This is a genomic window from Blastococcus sp. URHD0036 (assembly GCF_000701365.1).
Lineage (GTDB): Bacteria > Actinomycetota > Actinomycetes > Mycobacteriales > Geodermatophilaceae > Trujillonella.
In genome coordinates this window covers 133,245-150,562 of sequence record NZ_JNIK01000004.1, presented here as the reverse complement: position 1 = coordinate 150,562, position 17,318 = coordinate 133,245, and the positions used below count along the sequence as shown (strand labels likewise).

The 17,318-nt window shown below is 74.4% G+C and carries 13 protein-coding genes; 4 read left to right on the top strand and 9 right to left on the bottom strand.

Features of this window, described 5'->3' with window-relative positions:
• Positions 1 to 3: 3 nt before the first annotated feature.
• Positions 4 to 1,629, bottom strand: coding sequence for a hypothetical protein (locus N555_RS25590; RefSeq protein WP_034508747.1), 1,626 nt, complete (start codon positions 1,627 to 1,629; stop codon positions 4 to 6).
• 203 nt (positions 1,630 to 1,832) lie between these two features.
• Here N555_RS25590 and N555_RS0104400 point away from each other — a divergent pair, with 203 nt between their 5' ends.
• Positions 1,833 to 3,275, top strand: coding sequence for a hypothetical protein (locus N555_RS0104400; RefSeq protein WP_156036163.1), 1,443 nt, complete (start codon positions 1,833 to 1,835; stop codon positions 3,273 to 3,275).
• A gap of 238 nt (positions 3,276 to 3,513) precedes the next feature.
• Here N555_RS0104400 and N555_RS28180 read toward each other — a convergent pair whose 3' ends face one another.
• Entirely contained in the window at positions 3,514 to 4,461 is a 948-nt protein-coding gene (locus N555_RS28180; protein WP_029430289.1) for a hypothetical protein, read from the bottom strand.
• 63 nt (positions 4,462 to 4,524) lie between these two features.
• Here N555_RS28180 and N555_RS0104385 point away from each other — a divergent pair, with 63 nt between their 5' ends.
• Complete coding sequence (locus tag N555_RS0104385) at positions 4,525 to 5,823, top strand: glycoside hydrolase family 3 N-terminal domain-containing protein (RefSeq protein ID WP_051683727.1); 1,299 nt, start codon at positions 4,525 to 4,527, stop codon at positions 5,821 to 5,823.
• Positions 5,824 to 5,835: 12 nt separating this feature from the next.
• On the opposite strand, the gene N555_RS0104380 is transcribed toward N555_RS0104385, so the two are convergent.
• The 5 genes from N555_RS0104380 to N555_RS0104360 form a co-directional block, all read right to left on the bottom strand.
• Entirely contained in the window at positions 5,836 to 7,548 is a 1,713-nt protein-coding gene (locus N555_RS0104380) for a hypothetical protein (RefSeq protein WP_029430287.1), read from the bottom strand.
• Positions 7,549 to 7,561: 13 nt separating this feature from the next.
• A complete protein-coding gene (locus tag N555_RS29055; protein ID WP_029430286.1) occupies positions 7,562 to 8,167 on the bottom strand; it encodes a DUF4190 domain-containing protein in 606 nt (201 codons plus the stop codon).
• Between the two features lie 122 nt (positions 8,168 to 8,289).
• Positions 8,290 to 8,484 (bottom strand): hypothetical protein, encoded by a 195-nt coding sequence (locus N555_RS0104370; protein ID WP_051683754.1) that lies wholly within the window; start codon positions 8,482 to 8,484, stop codon positions 8,290 to 8,292.
• 43 nt (positions 8,485 to 8,527) lie between these two features.
• Positions 8,528 to 10,726 carry an acyltransferase family protein gene (locus N555_RS0104365; protein ID WP_051683726.1) on the bottom strand — a complete coding sequence of 733 codons (2,199 nt, stop codon included), beginning with the start codon at positions 10,724 to 10,726 and terminating at the stop codon, positions 8,528 to 8,530.
• A 56-nt stretch (positions 10,727 to 10,782) separates the two neighbouring features.
• Positions 10,783 to 12,993 carry an acyltransferase family protein gene (locus tag N555_RS0104360; RefSeq protein WP_081865977.1) on the bottom strand — a complete coding sequence of 737 codons (2,211 nt, stop codon included), beginning with the start codon at positions 12,991 to 12,993 and terminating at the stop codon, positions 10,783 to 10,785.
• A 193-nt stretch (positions 12,994 to 13,186) separates the two neighbouring features.
• Between N555_RS0104360 and gmd the strand changes: the two genes are divergently transcribed.
• The gene (gmd, locus tag N555_RS0104355; RefSeq protein WP_029430282.1) at positions 13,187 to 14,167 is read left to right on the top strand and encodes a GDP-mannose 4,6-dehydratase; all 981 of its coding nucleotides are present in this window, start codon (positions 13,187 to 13,189) and stop codon (positions 14,165 to 14,167) included.
• 2 nt (positions 14,168 to 14,169) lie between these two features.
• Positions 14,170 to 15,141, top strand: coding sequence for a GDP-mannose 4,6-dehydratase (locus tag N555_RS0104350; protein ID WP_029430281.1), 972 nt, complete (start codon positions 14,170 to 14,172; stop codon positions 15,139 to 15,141).
• Here N555_RS0104350 and nrfD read toward each other — a convergent pair.
• Together nrfD and N555_RS0104340 are read right to left on the bottom strand one after the other, a co-directional pair.
• On the bottom strand, positions 15,138 to 16,175 hold the full coding sequence (gene nrfD / locus N555_RS0104345; protein ID WP_029430280.1) for an NrfD/PsrC family molybdoenzyme membrane anchor subunit: 1,038 nt from the start codon (positions 16,173 to 16,175) through the stop codon (positions 15,138 to 15,140). The genes N555_RS0104350 and nrfD overlap by 4 nt on opposite strands.
• A gap of 40 nt (positions 16,176 to 16,215) precedes the next feature.
• Complete coding sequence (locus N555_RS0104340) at positions 16,216 to 17,283, bottom strand: 4Fe-4S dicluster domain-containing protein (protein WP_029430279.1); 1,068 nt, start codon at positions 17,281 to 17,283, stop codon at positions 16,216 to 16,218.
• Positions 17,284 to 17,318 lie beyond the last annotated feature (35 nt).

Genomic DNA, 17,318 nt, shown 5'->3' with positions numbered 1-17,318 from the left:
CCGTCAGCTCGCGACCCGGAGCTCCCAGATGACCAGGTCGACCTGCCCCTGCACGCTCCCCCGGTAGACCTCGCGCGCGCCACACACGTCGATCGTGGCCGTGGGGCCCAGCCCGAAGTACGGCTCGGCCGGCCGGCAGGTCTCCACCTCGCCGGGGTGGAGCAGCCGGGCGTAGTGCGTGACGCCCAGCGACTCCAGGTACGCCGGCACCGTGCCGTCCTGCAGCGCGTCGAGGTAGTCCGGCGACCCGACCAGGCCCTCGAGCTGGACGACGGGGTGGGTCGTGGAGGCCGCCAGTGAGCCGGCCCAGTCGCCCATCGCGAGGACGGCGTCGTCGGGCAGCGACTCGTCGGCCCAGGTGCCGGCGTCGATGTCGCGCGTGGTCGGGTCGGCGTCCGGGTCCCGCTGCCCCACGACGGTGGCCTCGTGCAGGAGCGTCACGGCGAGGAACGCGGCCAGCACCGTGGCGACCGCCGGCCGGAGGAACCGGACGTCCGCGAGCCGCGCGCCGACGACCCCCGCCGACAGCACGAGCGCGACGACGCCGAAGGAGAAGTACCAGCCCTGCAGCTCCCACGAGGAGGCGACCGCGTAGTACGCGAGCTGCCCGAGCTGGGCGGCGAGCAGGACGGCGATGACCGTGCCGAGGTCACCCGCCCTGTCGCGCACCGGCTCCGGCAGTGCCGACCGGCGGGCGGGCGCGAGCAGCCAGAGCGCGAGCGCGGCACCGGCGACCACCGTGACGCCGAGGAGCATCGGCACCGGCCCGAGCTGGCCGTAGAGCAGGAAGTCGCCGACCACCGACCAGTTGCGGCCCAGCGGCCCGAGCTGCTTGGCGAGGCCGCTGACCGGCACGGGGACCCCGAACGCGGCCTGGTTGACCGCGGCGTAGACCGCCAGCGCGACCGCCGTCGGCGCCACGAGGACGACGACCGCGCCGATCCGCCGCCACCGGGAGAGCCCGACCACTGCGAGGACGCCGAGGAGGACGGCGGTGTCGAGGCGGCTGAGGACGAGGACCGCGAGGAGGACACCGAGCAGCGCGACGTCCCGGATCCGCGGCGCACCGGGCCGCAGCAGTCCGCGCCGCAGCAGGAGCAGCACGGCGGCGAGCAGCACCGCGACGACCAGCGCGTTCTCGCACCCGGTCCACCACCGGGCGTGCGGCAGCAGGACCAGCAGCGCGGCCGGCGCACCGGTCGCGCCGAGGACGTCGCGGCTCAGCCGGTGCAGGAGCAGCAGCGCCAGCCCCCAGAGGACGACGAGCAGCACCATCGTCACGACGTAGGCGCCCGGCCGGTCGACCCCCGTGACGCGGAAGGCGCCGGAGAGCAGGAGGAACCACAACGGCTGGTAGCCGTTGGTCCCCTGCAGGCCGTCGAACGTCGACCCGTTCCCCTGCGCGAGGTTGAGCGCCGTGAGCACGTAGTAGTGCAGGTCGTCGGAGTTGAAGGCGAGGATGCGGAAGCGGTCCGGCGTGGTGACGACCGTGACCAGCTTGACGAGCCCGATCAGACCGCCGACGAGCCAGAAGGCCGCTGTCGGGAACCGCGGCGGCGCGCCTCGGGCTCCGACGTCGCCGGAGACGTCACCCCTGGCCTCGTCGGCTCCGTGCCACTGCCGCGTCATCTCTCACCTCCCGCTGCGGTCGGCTCGAGGCGACGCTGCGTGACCACTTCCAGCCCGGTCGATCGAACCAGGCAGCGTGCGTCTGGCAGTCACACCGGCGGGAGGTGTCACCCGAGCGGGGTAGCTCCGGCCGCAGGACCGTCCCGGTCCTGGTCACGGCCCTAGGGTGGCGAGCCTGTCGGTTCCGCATACGGACGGTGGTCGTGGGTCGCATCCTGCTGTACGAGCTCAACGAGGTGCCGTGGGAGCTCGTCGACCACCACGTCGCCCGTCGGCCGGGCGGCGCGCTGGCGACCGCCCTCCGGGACGGAGTCGCGGCCACGACGGTCTGCCACGACCCGGTCGAGCTGCAGCCGTGGCGGACGTGGCCCTCGTTCCACACCTCCTCGTACACCGACGAGCACCGGTCGTTCGACCTGGGGCAGGACCCGGACACGTTCCGCGGCGAGAACCTCTGGGACGTCGCGGCCGCCGCCGGGAAGCGGGTCGGGCTCTTCGGAGCGATGCAGAGCTGGCCGGCGCGGGTGCAGCCGACCGGCGGGTTCCACGTCCCGGACACCTTCGCCCGGACGGCCGACACCGTGCCGGTCGGCCTGCAGCGCTTCCAGCGGTTCAACCTCGCCATGACCGCGGGCAACGCCTTCTCGTCGGACGCCGCGCTCTCGGCGTCCGAGATGATCCGCACCGGCGCCGACCTCGCGATCCGGGGGATGACCCCGCGCTCCGTGGCGACGCTCGTGCGACATCTCGCGCGGGAGCGGCGCGACGCCCGGCACAAGGCCGCCCGCCCGATGATGCAGGTGGTCCCGGCCTTCGACCTGTTCTGGCGGCTGCACCGGCGCGCGACGCCGGACCTCAGCGTCTTCTTCACCAACCACGTCGCCGGGATGATGCACCGGTACTGGGGCGACGCGATGCCCGGTTACGAGGCGGACTACCGGGCCGACGACGTCTTCGCCGGGCTGGTGCCCGCGGCGATGGACCTGTTCGACGACCACCTCGGCCGCATGCTGCGACACGCACGCCGGTCACCGGACACCACCGTGGTGATCGCCTCGTCGATGGGGCAGGGCGCCATCCCGTACAAGCCGATCACAGAGACCTACGTCGTCGCCGACCCCGAGCGGTTCGCCGCCGCCCTCGGGCTGGGCTCGGTGGAGGTCGGGCTGGCCATGTACCCCGGCACCTCCCTCCTGCTGCCGGACCCCGGCGCCGCCGCGGCAGCGGCCTCGGTCCTGGGCGCGCTGCGCACCGACCTGGGCCCGCTGCTGACCGACATCCGGGCCGAGGGGGTCACCGTCTCGTTCCGGATCGACTGGGACCTCACCGTCGGCGAGAGCGCGCTGCCGCGCCAGGTGCGCAGCGGAACGACATCGCCGACGTCCTGGCCGCTCGAAGAGCTCGGCATCGAGACGCGGACCCGGCTGGGGGGCGGGAACACCGCCTACCACGTCCCCGAGGGCATCCTCGTGATGGTCGGGCCGGGACTGACGGGCGGGAACGGGCGTCCCGAGGTGGACCTGCTGGACGTCGCTCCGTTCCTGCTCCAGCGCATGGGCGTCGGACCAGGAGCATCGATGCGCGGGGATGGCGAGCGACTCCACGCCGCCCTGACCGGTGCAGGCGCGACCGTCGGACCGCCGTGAGGCCGTGACGGCCTGACCGCCCGGTCAGGACCTCAGGAAGCCGTCCGGGTCCAGCCCGATGACCGCGGCAGCGCCCGCAGCGACCAGCCACATCGCCAGCGCCACGTACCGGCGCACTCCCCGAACCTGCTGCTCCCCCATCGTCAGCTCCCCCCATCTGCCGCCGGAGGCGGAGGTTATCGAGACGGTGCCCCGCGGCCCAGCCCCTTGTGAACGGTGGGAACCGTGAGCCGGTCGTTCAGTCGTGTGGCAGGTCCAGCGTCCGCGGCGCGCAGCTGTTGGCCAGCTGCTCCGCCGTCATCGTCGGGTAGAGGTCGGCGCACCAGGCCACGACGTCCTCGCTGCTGGTGAACCAGCCCGGGTCGGCGAGGGTGACCCAGTACGGCCGGCCGGCGCCGTCGACCGCGCGCTTGCCGAAGTCGGTGCTGGTCAGCAGCAGCACGTCCGCGGCGCCCCCGACCTCCTGAAGCAGCGCCTGGTGCTCGAGCAGGATGTCGGTGCCGTAGAAGACGTGGCTGCCGTTCGCGGCCACCTGCAGCGGGTCGGTGGTGCCGACGCTCTTGGAGGCGAGCTGCGCGACCCACCGCCCGTCCAGGTCGACGCGGGCCGCATCGGCCGCGGCGAGGGCGTCCAGCTCCGCCACCGCGTCGGCCTCCGGGTCCGCCGCCGGGCCGGTGCCGGTGCCCTCCTCGTCGTCGCCCACCGGCTGGACGTCGGCCGGCGACGTCACCCCGCCGCTGTGTCCGCCGAGGGCGCCGTCGGTGGAGCCGTCGCCGTCGGCCCCGGCGAGGAGGAACCAGGTCAGAGCGCCGATGCCGAGCACCAGGAACGCGACGAGCACGCCGATGAGGATCCCCAGCCCAGCGCCGCCGCGGCCGGCCTCCGGTTCCGGCTGCTGTCCGGGGACGACGACCGGGATGCCCTCCGGCGGCGTGGGCAGCGTCCAGCCCAGCGGCGGCAGGGCGCCGACCATCGCCGGGTACTCGCCGTAGCCCGCTCCCGGTCCCGCCTCCGGAGCGGCCGGGCCGGGCGCGGACGTCGACCAGCCCGGCGGTGGAGCCGACCACGCCGGCTGGCCGGTGACGGTCGGCGCGGCACGGCCGGAGCCGGCGCCCCGCTCGGGCAGAGTGGGCTCCGTGCCGTTGCTCGCCGGTCCGGCCGCGGGGTCCTCACCGTTGTGCGCCATGCCGCCGTCCCCCGCGCGTCCGTGACCCCGGACGACCCTCCCCTTCGGGCCGGGCACGTTCCGGTGTGCGCAGAGAGTAGTGGGCCGGGTCGGTTTCCCGGACTTTCACCGGGGTCCGCGGCGGACGACGCGCCGAGCCGCGCCCGCCGATCCTCGACGCGGCGTCAGCTCGCGGTCACGCTGAGCATCCTGCTGCTGCTCCTCCTGGCGGCCTGCGGCAGCGGCGACGATCCCCCGGCCGCCGATCCCTCCGCCGACGACGGCTCGAGCGCGCCGTCGTCCGCTCCGCCGCCGCCGGACCCCGAGGCGGAGGCCCAGGCGGCGCGGGAGGCGCAGGTCGACGCCGCGCTGGCCGGGCTGGACCGCCGTCGCCAGGTCGCCCAGCTGTTCGTCGTCGGCGTCCCCGCGGCCGACCCGTCGCCGACGGCGGTCGCGCTCGTCCGTGATCCCGGCGTCGGAGGCGTCTTCCTGCGGGGGCGCAGCAGCCTCCCGGCGACCGACTACGCCGCCGCCACCGCCGAGTGGGCCGCTCTCACCCCGGGGTTGCGGCCCTGGGTGGCGGTCGACCAGGAGGGCGGGCAGGTGCAGACGCTCTCCGGCCCGAGCTTCGCCGAGCTCCCGTCGGCCGTGGTCCAGGGCGCGCTCCCGCCCGACCAGCTCGCCGCGCTGGCCGACGGGCTCGGCGCCTCGCTCGCGTCGGCCGGCATCACCCTCGACCTGGCTCCGGTCGTCGACGTCGTCCCCGCCGGCACCGAGCGGCGCAACGGGCCGATCGGCGTGTTCGGGCGGCAGTACGGCTCGACCGCGGCCGAGGTCGTCCCCGCCGCGGGCGCGGTGATCGACGGCCTGGCCGCCCACGGCGTCACCGCCACCGTCAAGCACTTCCCGGGCCTCGGCCGGGTGGAGGGCAACACCGACGACGCGACCGGGGTGACCGACACCGTCACCACCCGCGACGACGAGCAGGTGGCTGCCTTCGGCACCCTGGCCGGCTCCCCCGCCGCGCCGTTCGTGATGACCAGCTCGGCGACCTACGCGCTGATCGACCCGACCGCGCCCGCGGCGTTCTCCTCCGTCGTCGTCACCGACCTGCTGCGCGGGGAGCTGGGCTTCGCCGGCGTCGTCATCTCCGACGACCTGGGCTCGGCCGAGGCCGTGCAGGACGTGGCCCCGGGCGACCGTGCGGTGCGGTTCCTCGCCGCCGGCGGCACCCTCGTGCTCACCGTGACGCCGGACGTGCTGCCCGCGATGATCGACGCCGTGCTGGCCCGCGCCGAGGCCGATCCGGCGTTCTCCGCGCAGGTCGACGACGCCGTCCGCACCGCCCTGCTGGCCAAGGCCGAGCGGGGGCTGCTCGGCTGACGGCGACCCAGGTCAGGACGGTGGCACCCCGCCGTAGACCTGGTACTCCGCGCCCACGGCGAGCACCCGCTGCCACGGCTGGGGTGGCGGCGAGGTGCCGTCGGCGTAGGCGAGCGTCGCGACGTAGCCGGGCACCTCGGCGCCCTGCGTGTAGCGCAGGCCCAGCTGCAGACGGAACTCCTCGGTGCCCCGGGCATCGATCCCGTCCCGGACGAGCTCCAGCAGGAGTCCCGTGCCGGCGAACGACGTGCCGAGGAACGTCGACCTGGTCGTCGGGGCGAACTCGACACGGACGACCGGCGGGTCGGCGGCCGTGGTCAGCCCGAGCCCGTCCAGGTCGTCGACGACCGCCGCCTCGAGTTCGACGACCTCGCCGGTCGGGTCCGTCGACGGCATCTCCGCGCAGGCGACGCCGACCCCGGTGACCAACACCGCAGTCGTCGCCAGCGCCGTCAACGGGACGCCGAGCACGACCTCCGCCCGCGACCCCTGCCCCGCCCACGCGACGGCCCGCCGGATGCCGAGCACCACCTCGGGGAGCAGGCCGAGGCCGACCGTCACCCAGGCCAGGACGCCGATGACGACCGTCCACCGCGTGATGTAGAAGAACGGGAGGCCCTCGAGCCGGGCGACGGCTGCCACGCCGGCGGCGGCCACGGCGAGCGTGAAGGCGCCCAGCCAGAGGACCTCCTCGCGGCGGCGGAGCGCGGCGACGACCAGGGACGCTCCGAAACAGAGGAGCCCGACCGCGATCGCCCATGCCGGCCACCGCTCCGGGAGCAGCGATGCCTCCGGCGGCTCCCCGCCGGTCAGGTACACGGGCAGCTTGCCGAACTCGTCGGCGACCACCCGCAACCCGGTCGGGAACCCGGTCGCCGCCTCGCCGGTGCCGTTCCGCAGGTAGTCGAGGAGCAGGTCGCCGTTGCGCGGGTCGCCGGTGACCTGCTGGATGATCGGCGGGAGCCACAGCACCAGGGCGATCCCGACGGCCGCACCCGCCGCGATCAGCCAGCGGCCCGCCGGTCGCGGGCGCGGCTTCCCGCCCCACTGGCCGGCCGGCAGCCGCCGGAAGCGCCGGACCCCCAGACCGGCGACGAGCACGACGCCGACCGCGACCACCGGCGCCAGGTAGCCGATGTGGGACTGCACGGCCAGCGACAGCGGGAGCACCGCGACGGGCAGCGCCCACGCGGAGCCGCGGACCGCGGCCCAGCACAGCAGCGCGCCGGCCAGCAGCGGCAGCACCGGCAGGAGGGGGTTCCAGGAGTCGTGGAGGAAGTCGGCGCCCAGCATCCGGACGCTCACCATCAGGACCAGCAGCGTCCAGACGGCGGCGAGGAAGCCTGCGTGCCGCCGGACCAGGAGCACGGCCGCGACCAGGCTGATCCCGGCCACGGCCAGGGCGCCCACCGCGAGGGACTCGTGGGCGCCGTCCAGCAGCCGGTAGGGCACGGCCAGGACGTAGGCCTCCATCGGGCCGGGGTGGTGCCAGCCGAAGCGGGAGTAGGGGCCGAGCAGCACCTCGTGCTGGCCGATGTCACGGACGGCCAGCTCGGAGATCGCGATGTCGCCCAACGGCAGGTGGTCGTCGTCGTCCAGCAGGAGCGCCAGCACGCCCAGGACCGCGGGCAGGGCAGCGAGCAGCAGCAGGACCCCGATCCCGAGGGGTCGGGGCGCCCGACGGACCCAGGCTCCGGGCGGGGCGGCGAACTGCTCGGTCGCCATCCCGGTTCGCCGGTCAGTAGTAGTAGGGGTCGTTGGTCCAGGCGAACAGGAAGACGACGAAGAGGACGACGCCGAGGATGCCCAGCACCAGCCCGGTGATCGCCAGGCCGGGGTTCCCGCCGACCCGCTTGAGCTGGTTCATGCCGATGGCTCCGAAGATGACGCCGAGGGCGGCGCAGATGATGCCGAGGCCGGGGATCCAGCACAGCAGCAGGCCGATCAGCCCGGTGACGAAGCCCGCGATGCCCATCCCGGTGCCCGGCGCCTGCGAGGGCGGCGCGTAGCCCGGCGGGTAGCCGTACTGCGCGGGCGGGTACGGGTTGCCGTACTGGTCGGTGCCGTAACCGGGCGCTCCGTACGCGGTGGCCCCGTACTGCTGGCCGCCGTACGGTTGCGCGCCGTAGGGCTGCGCTCCGTACGGCTGGGCTCCGTACTGCGGCGTCCCGTACTGCTGGGCGCCGTACGGCTGGTCCCCGTAGGGCGCCGGGGCCGGGGGCGGCGTCCCGTAGGGCTGGTCGGCGGGCGGCTGGGCACCGTACTGCGGCTGGCCGTACCCGGGCTGCCCGTACGGCGGCTCGCCGTTCGGCTCGGCCGGGCCGGTGGTGCGCTCGTCGTCCATGGGTCCCCGATCGGCTGCGTCCGGGCGGTCCTCCGCCCGCCCCGATCGTGCCACCCGGCCGGCTCCGCACCTCGCTGCGGCGCCCGGGCGCGAGAGCTGCGTCATGCCTCCGCGGGCGGTGCTCATCCCTTCGCCCGGCGGCTCCGCCGTCGCCATCGCACGGCGGCCGTCACGACGGCAGCCAGCAGTACCAGTCCGGTCGCCCAGCCCAGCCCCTCGGCCACGGCCGGCGACGCACCGAACCAGCCCGCGACCGTGTACCCGACGGCATAGCCGAGGACGACGACCAGCAGCGCCGGGACGGCGAAGACGAGCATCCCCACGGCGGCCTTCGTCCCGCGCGCGGTCCGCGGATGCGGATCAGTCGAGCAGGACGCCGGCCAGCAGCGGCGCCAGCCCCCGCGAGTACGCGGCCGTCATGTGCGTGCCGTCGGCGTACACCGGCGTCGTCCCCACGAACGGCGGGCACCGCTCCTGCGCGTCGCAGATCCACGACCGGGTGTCGACGTAGGTCGCCTGCAGCTGCGTCCCGCGGAACTGCGCGACGGTCTCGGCCTCCGCGGTGATGAAGTCCGTCGTCTCGTCGAAGATCGAGGTCACGCAGTCCTGCGGGCTGTTGAAGCGGGTGGCGCACTGCTGGAGGTTCGCCGCCGGCGGCGGCGTGCCGAGGACGACGAGCCGGGACGGCACGGTGTCCAGCGCCGTCAGCGTCTCCGCGAGGCCGGCACGCCACTCGGCGAGCGCGTCGGGGCCCTCGTTGCCCGACGCCAGGCGGGTCAGCGAGTTGCCGGCCGACGACATGATCAGCAGGTCGGGCTGCGTCAGCCGCACCTGCTCGACCGTCCAGTCGCGGTGCATCGCGCAGTAGTCGGCGAACCGGGCGGCGCGCGTGTCCGTCTCCGTCGTCGCGGGCTGGGCGCACTGGCCGAGCGTGAGGAGCCGGACCCGCCAGCCCGTGCCCGCCAGCGCCTCCCGGATGCCCGGGAGCCAGCTGATGCTCACCGAGTCCCCGATCAGGACGGCGGTCCTCGTCGCGTCCGGGTCGCCGTAGGTGCAGCGGTCGGCGTCGGCCTCCGAGCGGATGTCGAGGCAGTCGTCCACCACCCACTCCGGCGCGTAGACCTGCTCCGACGGGGAGTCGAAGCCCGGCACGAGCTCGGGCCACTCCGTCGCGGCCACGGCGGCGTCGATCGCCTGGGTGAGCGCCACCTGCGCGGTCGCCGCGACCGACGCGGCGTCCGCGGCCGGGTCCGGCGGCGGGAGGACCGGCGCCGGGGCCGGCGCCGCGGCGGCCTCCGCCGGCTGCTCCCACGGCCAGCTCGACCCCGTGGCCGGCAGGACGACGAAGACCACGGCCAGCCCCGCGGCGACCGCGGTGACCAGCGCGCCACCCAGCCGGGCGGACCGGCGGCGCGGCTGCCGCTTCGCACCCGGCCGCAGCCAGTTCGACCGGCGGATCGGCTGCTCGACGAGGTGGAAGCTCGCCGTGGCGGCGACGAGCGTCGCTGCCAGGACGACGGCGTAGTAGCGGCCGTCGACCGGCATGAGGTCGGCCAGCAGCACGATGACCGGGAAGTGCCAGAGGTACAGGGAGTACGACAGCCCACCGGTGTAGCGGCCGACCGGGTTGTCCAGCGGCAGCAGCCGGGAGTCGCCGCCGGTGCCCGCCGCGATGACCGCGACCGCGCCGAGCACCGGCACGAGCGCCCACGGGGCGGGGAACGGCGTGGTCGACTCGATGGAGAACGCCCCGACCGCGATCACGGCGAGCCCGCCCCAGCCCAGCAACGGGCGCAGCCGCGCCGGGATGCGGACCGCCGCCGGCGCGCAGACCGCCAGCAGGGCGCCCAGCCCGAGCTCCCACGACCGGGAGAACGTGGAGAAGTAGGCCCACGTCGGGGCGTCGGCCGTCTCGTGCACCGCCCACGCGTAGCCGCCCGCCACGACCAGCACCCCGACCGCGGCCACGGCCCACAGGCCCGACCGTCCGCGCCGGGCGGCGAGCCCGAGGACGACGAGCAGGACGACCGGCCAGACGACGTAGAACTGTTCCTCCACCGACAGCGACCAGTAGTGCTGCAGCGGGGAGACCGCGTCGCCGGCCTGCTGGTAGTCCGTGCCGTCGATCGCGAAGTGCCAGTTCCCGGCGAACAGCAGCGCCCACAGCGCGTCGTCCGCCGTCTCGCGCGCCCGGTTGGCGAAGAAGACGACGTGCGCCAGGACGACGGTCACGACCAGGACCAGCACCGACGCCGGGAGGATGCGCCGGATCCGCCGCCGGTAGAAGTCGGGGAACGAGATCCGCCCCGTGGCCCGGTGCTCGCGGAGCAGCAGCCCGGTGATCAGGAACCCGGAGATCACGAAGAAGACGTCGACCCCGATGAACCCGCCGTGCGGCCAGCCGAACAGGTGGTCGGCGATCACCAGCAGGACGGCGACCGCCCGCAGCCCCTCGATGTCGCCCCGGACGTGGTGCGCGCCGTCCCGCGGCAGACCGGACAGGCGCGGCCCCGGCGGCGCCTCGGCGGCCGGGCGCGTCGCGGATGTGTCAGTCGCCATCGCTGGTGGAACTCCCGTGGATCTGTCGTGGCCGGGCGCGGGCCGGGGGGCGGGACTCAGCCGATCAGGGCCGGGGCGAGCAGCGGTGCCAGACGTGCAGAGTAGGACGCCACGAGGTGTGTGCCGTCGGCGTAGACGGGAGTCGACCCGACGACGAGCGGGCAGCGGGCCGCGGCGTCGCACACCCACGGCCGGGTGTCGACGTAGGTCGCCTGCAGCTGCGTCCCCCGGAACTGCGCGACGGTCTCCTGCTCCGTGCGGATGAAGTCGCTGGTCCACCCGCTGATCGTCGACACGCAGTCCGGTGGGCCGTTGAACCGCGTCAGGCAGTCCTGGATGCTCTCGCCGGGGGGCGGCGTCCCCAGGACGACCGTCCGCGACGGCACGGAGTCCAACGCGCTGAGCGTTCCCAGGAGCCCCTCGCGCCACTCGGCCAGCGCCTGCGCATCAGTGCTGCCCGAGGCGAGGCGGGTGATCGAGTTCGCGGCCGACGACAGGACGACGACGTCGGGCCGGAGGAGCCGGACCTGCTCGATCGCCCACTGCTGGTGCGCCGTGCACCTCGCGGTGAAGTCCGCCTCGACGTAGATGGCCCGGACCGGGACGCCCACCTGCGGGCACTGGCCGAGGGTCAGCAGCTGGATCCGCCAGCCCCGGGGCTCCAGCGCCGCGCGGATGCCGGGCATCCAGCTGATGGCGACCGAGTCCCCCAGGACGACGGCGGTCCGGAGCGCGGCCGGGTCGCCGTACGAACAGCGTGGCAGGTCGGCCTCGGTGGTGACGTTGAGGCAGTCGTCGACCGCCCACTCCGGCGACTCGAACGCCGCCGCCGGCGCGTCGAGGTACGGGGACACCGCCGGCGGCCACTCGGTCGCCGCGAGAGCCGTGCCGATGTCGGCGCCGAGCACGGCCTGTGCCTGTGCGGCGACCGCGGCTGCCTCCGCGACCGGGTCCGGCGTGACGACCACGGGTGCCGGGGCGAGCGGCGGCGGGGGTGCCGGCGTCGCCGCCGGGACGGCGGCCTGGGCCCACGGCCAGCCGGAGCCGGTGGCCGGGAGGACGACGGCCACGGCGACCACAGCCGCGGCCAGCGCCGTCGCCGTCCAGCCGCCGAGCCGCGCGACGCGACGGCGCGGGAGGCGCGGGCCCGGGCGCAGCCACCCCGAGCGCCGGATCGGCTGCTCCACGAGGTGGTAGCTCGCGGTCGCCGCGACGACGGTGACCGCGGCGACGAGCGCCTGGTGGCCGACGCCGGCCGGCACCAGCTCGGCGAGCAGCACGATCGCCGGGAAGTGCCAGAGGTAGAGGGAGTACGACAGCCCGCCGACGTAGCGCCCCGGCGGGTTGTCCAGCAGCAGGGGCGGCGCACCGCCGGTGCCCGCAGCGATCACCGCGACGGTGCTGAGCACGGGCACGAGCGCCCAGGGTGCGGGGAAGGGTGTCGCGGAGTCGATCAGGAGCGCGCCGAGCACGATCCCGGCGAGCCCGGCCAGGCCGAGCACCGACCGGAGCCACACCGGCATGCCGAACAGGGCAGGGGCGCACACCGCCAGCAGCGCGCCCAGCCCCAGCTCCCAGGACCGGGAGAACGTGGAGAAGTAGGCCCAGGTGGGGGCGCTGGCGGTCTCGTGCACCGCCCACGCGTAGCCGGCGGCCACGACCAGCACCGCCACCCCGCCCACGGCGACCCGGCCGGTCCTCCCGCGGCGCGCGACGAGCCCGAGGACCGCGAGCAGGACCACCGGCCAGACGACGTAGAACTGCTCCTCGACCGCCAGGGACCAGTAGTGCTGCAGCGGGGAGACCGCGTCGCCGGCCTGCTGGTAGTCGGTCCCGTCGGAGGCGAAGTGCCAGTTCCCCGCGAACAGCAACGCCCAGAACGCGTCGTCCACCGTCTCCCGGGCCCGGTTGGCGAAGAAGACGACGTGCGCGAGGGCCGCGGTGACGACGAGGACCAGCACCGACGCGGGGAGGATGCGGCGGATCCGCCGCCGGTAGAAGTCCGCGAAGGAGATCCGCCCGGTCGCCCGGTGCTCGCGCAGCAGCAGCCCGGTGATCAGGAACCCGGAGATCACGAAGAAGACGTCGACGCCGATGAAGCCGCCGTTCGGCCACCCGAGGAGGTGGTCGGCGATCACCAGCAGGACGGCGACCGCCCGCAGCCCCTCGATGTCGCCCCGGAGGTGGCGGCCGGCGTCCGGCGACGGCGGACCCGACCGATGCGGCGACGCAACGGCCGGCCCCGCGATCGTGTCGGTCGTCGCCATCGGCGGAGGAGCCCCCGTGAGTCGGTCGTCGCCTCGGTGCGGCCGAAGACCCGAGGACGATCGCACACGAGACGTGCGCCACTGGCCCCTACGGGGGACGGCACTCCCCGGCTCGTCCAGCCGTTCGCTCGTGCCCCACTAGTCTCCTCGGCGCCCGGTCCCACGTTTCCCGCTGTCGACGAAGGGGTGGCTCGTGCCCACAGCCCTGATCACCGGTGTCACCGGTCAGGACGGCCTGTACCTGAGCGAGCTGCTGCTGGCGAAGGGCTACGAGGTGTACGGCCTCGTCCGCGGGCAGAACAACCCCAAGGTCGAGATCGTGCGGGGCATCCCCGGGCTGAAGCTGCTCTTCGGTGACCTCACCGACCTGTCCAGCCTGCTGCGCGCGGTGCACACCGCCCGGCCCGACGAGATCTACAACCTGGGCGCCATCTCCTACGTGGCCTATTCCTGGGAGAACGCCCGCCTGACGTCGGACGTCACCGGCATGGGCGTGCTCAACATGCTCGAGGCGACCCGGCTGTACTGCGGCGACGACCCCGCCAAGGTGCGCTTCTACCAGGCGTCGAGCTCGGAGATGTTCGGCAAGGTCCAGGAGGTGCCGCAGCGGGAGTCGACGCTGCTGTGGCCGCGCTCGCCGTACGGCGTGGCCAAGGTCTTCGGCCACTACATGACGATCAACTACCGCGAGTCCTACGGGATGCACGCCTCGTCGGGGATCCTCTTCAACCACGAGTCACCCCGCCGCGGGCCGGAGTTCGTGACGCGCAAGGTGACCCGCGCGGTCGCCCGCATCACGCTCGGCCTGCAGGAGAAGGTGGAGCTCGGCAACCTCGACGCCCGCCGCGACTGGGGCTTCGCCGGCGACTACGTCGAGGCCATGTGGCTGATGCTCCAGCAGGAGACCGCCGACGACTACGTGATCAGCACCGGCGAGACCCACTCCATCCGCGAGCTGCTCGACGTCGCCTTCGCGCACGCCGGCATCGACGACTGGTCGTCCTACGTCGCGCTCAACCCCGCCTACCTCCGGCCCGCCGAGGTCGACCTGCTCATCGGCGACTGCAGCAAGGCCCGGGAGACGCTGGGCTGGCGGCCGAAGGTCGGCTTCGAGGAGATGATCCGCATGATGGTCGACGCCGACCTGGCGGAGCAGCGCACGCTGGGGGTCTGAGCATGCGGACGGCACTGCTGACCGGGCTCACCGGGCAGGACGGCGGCTACCTCGCCGAGCAGCTCGTCACCGCGGGGTACGCCGTCGCCGGCGTCGTCCAGGAGGACCCCGCGGCCGCGCGGGAGCTGCCGCACCTGGCTGCCCTCGGCGACCGGCTGACGCTGCACCGGGCGGACCTGCGCGACCTCGCGGCGCTCACCGCCGTGGTCGACGCCGTCGAGCCCGACGTCCTCGTCAACCTCGGTGGGATGTCCAGCGTCGCCGCCTCGTGGGACGACCCGGTCGGCACGTTCGACACCAACGCCCGGCCGGTGATCGGCGTGCTGGAGCACCTGTACACGCGCGGCCTCCCGACCCGGTTCGTGCAGGCCTCCAGCGCGGAGGTCTTCGCCGGCAGCGGCGACGGCGGACCGATCAGCGAGAGCTCGCCGGTCAGCCCGCTGAACCCCTACGGCGCCGCGAAGGCCGTCAGCCACCAGGTGGTGGGCATGTACCGGTCGCGCGGCCTGCACTGCAGCTCGCTGATCCTGTTCAACCACGAGTCACCCCGCCGTCCGCACCGTTTCGTCACCCGCCGGATCACCGCCGGCGTCGCCGAGATCGCGACCGGCCGGGCCGAGCGGCTGACGCTGGGCAACCTGGCCGTGCACCGGGACTGGGGCTGGGCGCCGGACTACGCGCGCGCGATGGTGCTGGCCGCGGAGGCCGACGAGCCCGACGACTACGTCGTCGCCACTGGCGAAGCGCACAGCCTCACCGACCTCGTCGCGACCGCCTTCGCCCGCGTGGGGATCCTCGACTGGGAGGCCTACGTCAGCTCCGACAGCGCGCTGCTGCGGCCGACGGACGCGGCCGTGCTGACCGGCGACTCCCGCCGGATCCGGGAGCGCCTGGGCTGGGCGCCCACGGTCGGCTTCCGGGAGATGGTCCAGGCGATGGTGGACGCCGACCTCGCGGAGCTCGACGCCTCCTAGCTCGTGACGGTGGAGGCGTGGTCGGCGACGGCGCGGGCGGCCATCCGCTCGCGCTGCGGGACGACGGTGTACTTCGGGTCCCGCGCGCTGGCCATGCCGGCCTCGTAGACGCCGAACCGGGTCAGCGCCGAGCCCGCGGCCAGCAGCGCGCCGCCCAGCACCGCTCCGGCCCGGCGTCGACCGGCCGCGACCGTCACCGCGGCTCCCGCTGCGGTGCACGCCTTCGCCGCGCGCAGCAGCCGGCCGGCCTTGCCCTCGTGGTAGGGCTCGCTGACGATCCCGTGGTCGGTCTCGACCTTCTGCATCATCGCCAGCTCGACCACCGCGCCGGTGACGGCCAGCCGCCGCGCCGGCGCGGCCTCCTCGACCGGCGTCAGCGCCATCGTGATGCCGCCGCCCGCCGCCATCCCGGACGCCCCGAAGACGTACGGCAGCTGCGTGCCGGCCGCGTGCCAGGAGGGGACGGCGGTGTTGGCCAGCAGCACCCCGGTGTAGGTGGCGAGCGGTCCGGCGAAAACCGCGGACCCGACCCCGGCGAGGCGACGCAGCACCGGCCACCGGCCCAGCACGTGCAGGCCCGCCGTCGCCACGGCCAACCCGCTGAACGGCGAGAGGATGTAGGTGCCCACCGACAGCGGCGAGGTCGGCTTGAACACCCGCAACATGTGCAGGAAACGCTCTGGGCGGCCGAGGTCCGCGACCAGCAGCACCACCGAGGCGAGCGCCCCGCCGCCGGCGAACAGGTGCGCCGACCGGGTCATCACCGGTCGCCGGGTGAACTCACCGAGGGCGCCGAGCACGGCCGCGGACCCCGCCGCGCCGCCGAAGAAGAGGTAGAGCGGCACCTCGGGGGTCTTCCACACCGGCGGCTTGATGATCGGCCGGCCGTAGTAGGAGGTGAACTCGACGTCGTCGACCATGGCGACCTCGCCACGACCGCGCCGTCCGCCCTTGCGCTTCTTCTTCCGGGTCTCGGCCGGCGGGCCGTCCGCCCGCCGCCAGCCACCGCCCGGCGTCGCGATCCCCTCGGTCACCGGAACCCTCCCAGGAGACTTTCGCGCGCGAAGTGCTCCGTCATTGGGGGCGCCTCGAGCTGAGCACGGCACCCACCGCGGCACCGACGATCATCACGGCCGCCTTGCCCGCGGCCCTCCACATCGCCGGCAGCTCCCGGGTGGTGACGATCGGGTCCGGCGGCAGCCCGTAGACCTCCGGCTCGTCGAGCAGCAGGAAGAAGGCGCCGTTCCCGCCGACGCCGTCGTCCTCGTCGCGGCCGTAGAGCCGGGCGGTCTCCACGCCCTGGCTCTGCAGGGTGGCCAGCCGGGCGTCGGCGCGGGCCTGGAGCTCGTCGAGGTCCCCGAACTGGATCGACTGGGTGGGGCACGCGGTCGCGCAGGCCGGCATCAGCCCGTCGGTCAGCCGGTCGTAGCACATCGTGCACTTGAAGACCCGGCCGTCGTCCTCCCGGCGGTCGATCACGCCGTACGGACAGGCGGGTACGCAGTAGCCGCAGCCGTTGCAGATGTCCTGCTGGACGACGACCGTGCCGAACTCGGTGCGGAACAGCGCCCCGGTCGGGCAGACGTCGAGGCAGCCGGCGTGCGTGCAGTGCTTGCAGACGTCGGAGCTCATCAGCCAGCGCACCTGCTTGTCGGTGCCGCTCTGTCCCGTCTGCGGGTCGAACTCGCTCAGCGCCTCGGCGTTGAGCACGCTGGCCTGGGCGTGCGCCTGCGCGTCGGGGTGGTCGTGCGCCGCGGGCGAGGGACTGCTTCCCTGCCGGTCGTCGCCGGGCCGGCCGAACGTCGGCATCGGCAGGTCGACGGTGCGCACCTGCTCGATGAACGCCACGTGCCGCCAGCTGTTGGCGCCCAGTTGCCCGGTGTTGTCGTAGGACATCCCGGACAGGCCCATGGTGTCGCGGGTGCCGTGCGAGTCGTCCATCGGGAGCGTGTTCCACTCCTTGCAGGCGACCTCGCAGGCCTTGCAGCCGATGCAGACCGAGGTGTCGGTGAAGAACCCGACCCGCGCCGGGTGGCTCTCGGTGTAGCCGGCCTCCCCCTGCACGTCGGGCAGCGGCCCGAACAGGCGGTGGTCGGGGTCCTTGCCGGTGAAGGCCGGGCTCGCCGAGCTGATCGAGGTCATGCCGGCCTCCCTCCGAGGGTGGGGTAGTGGGTCCC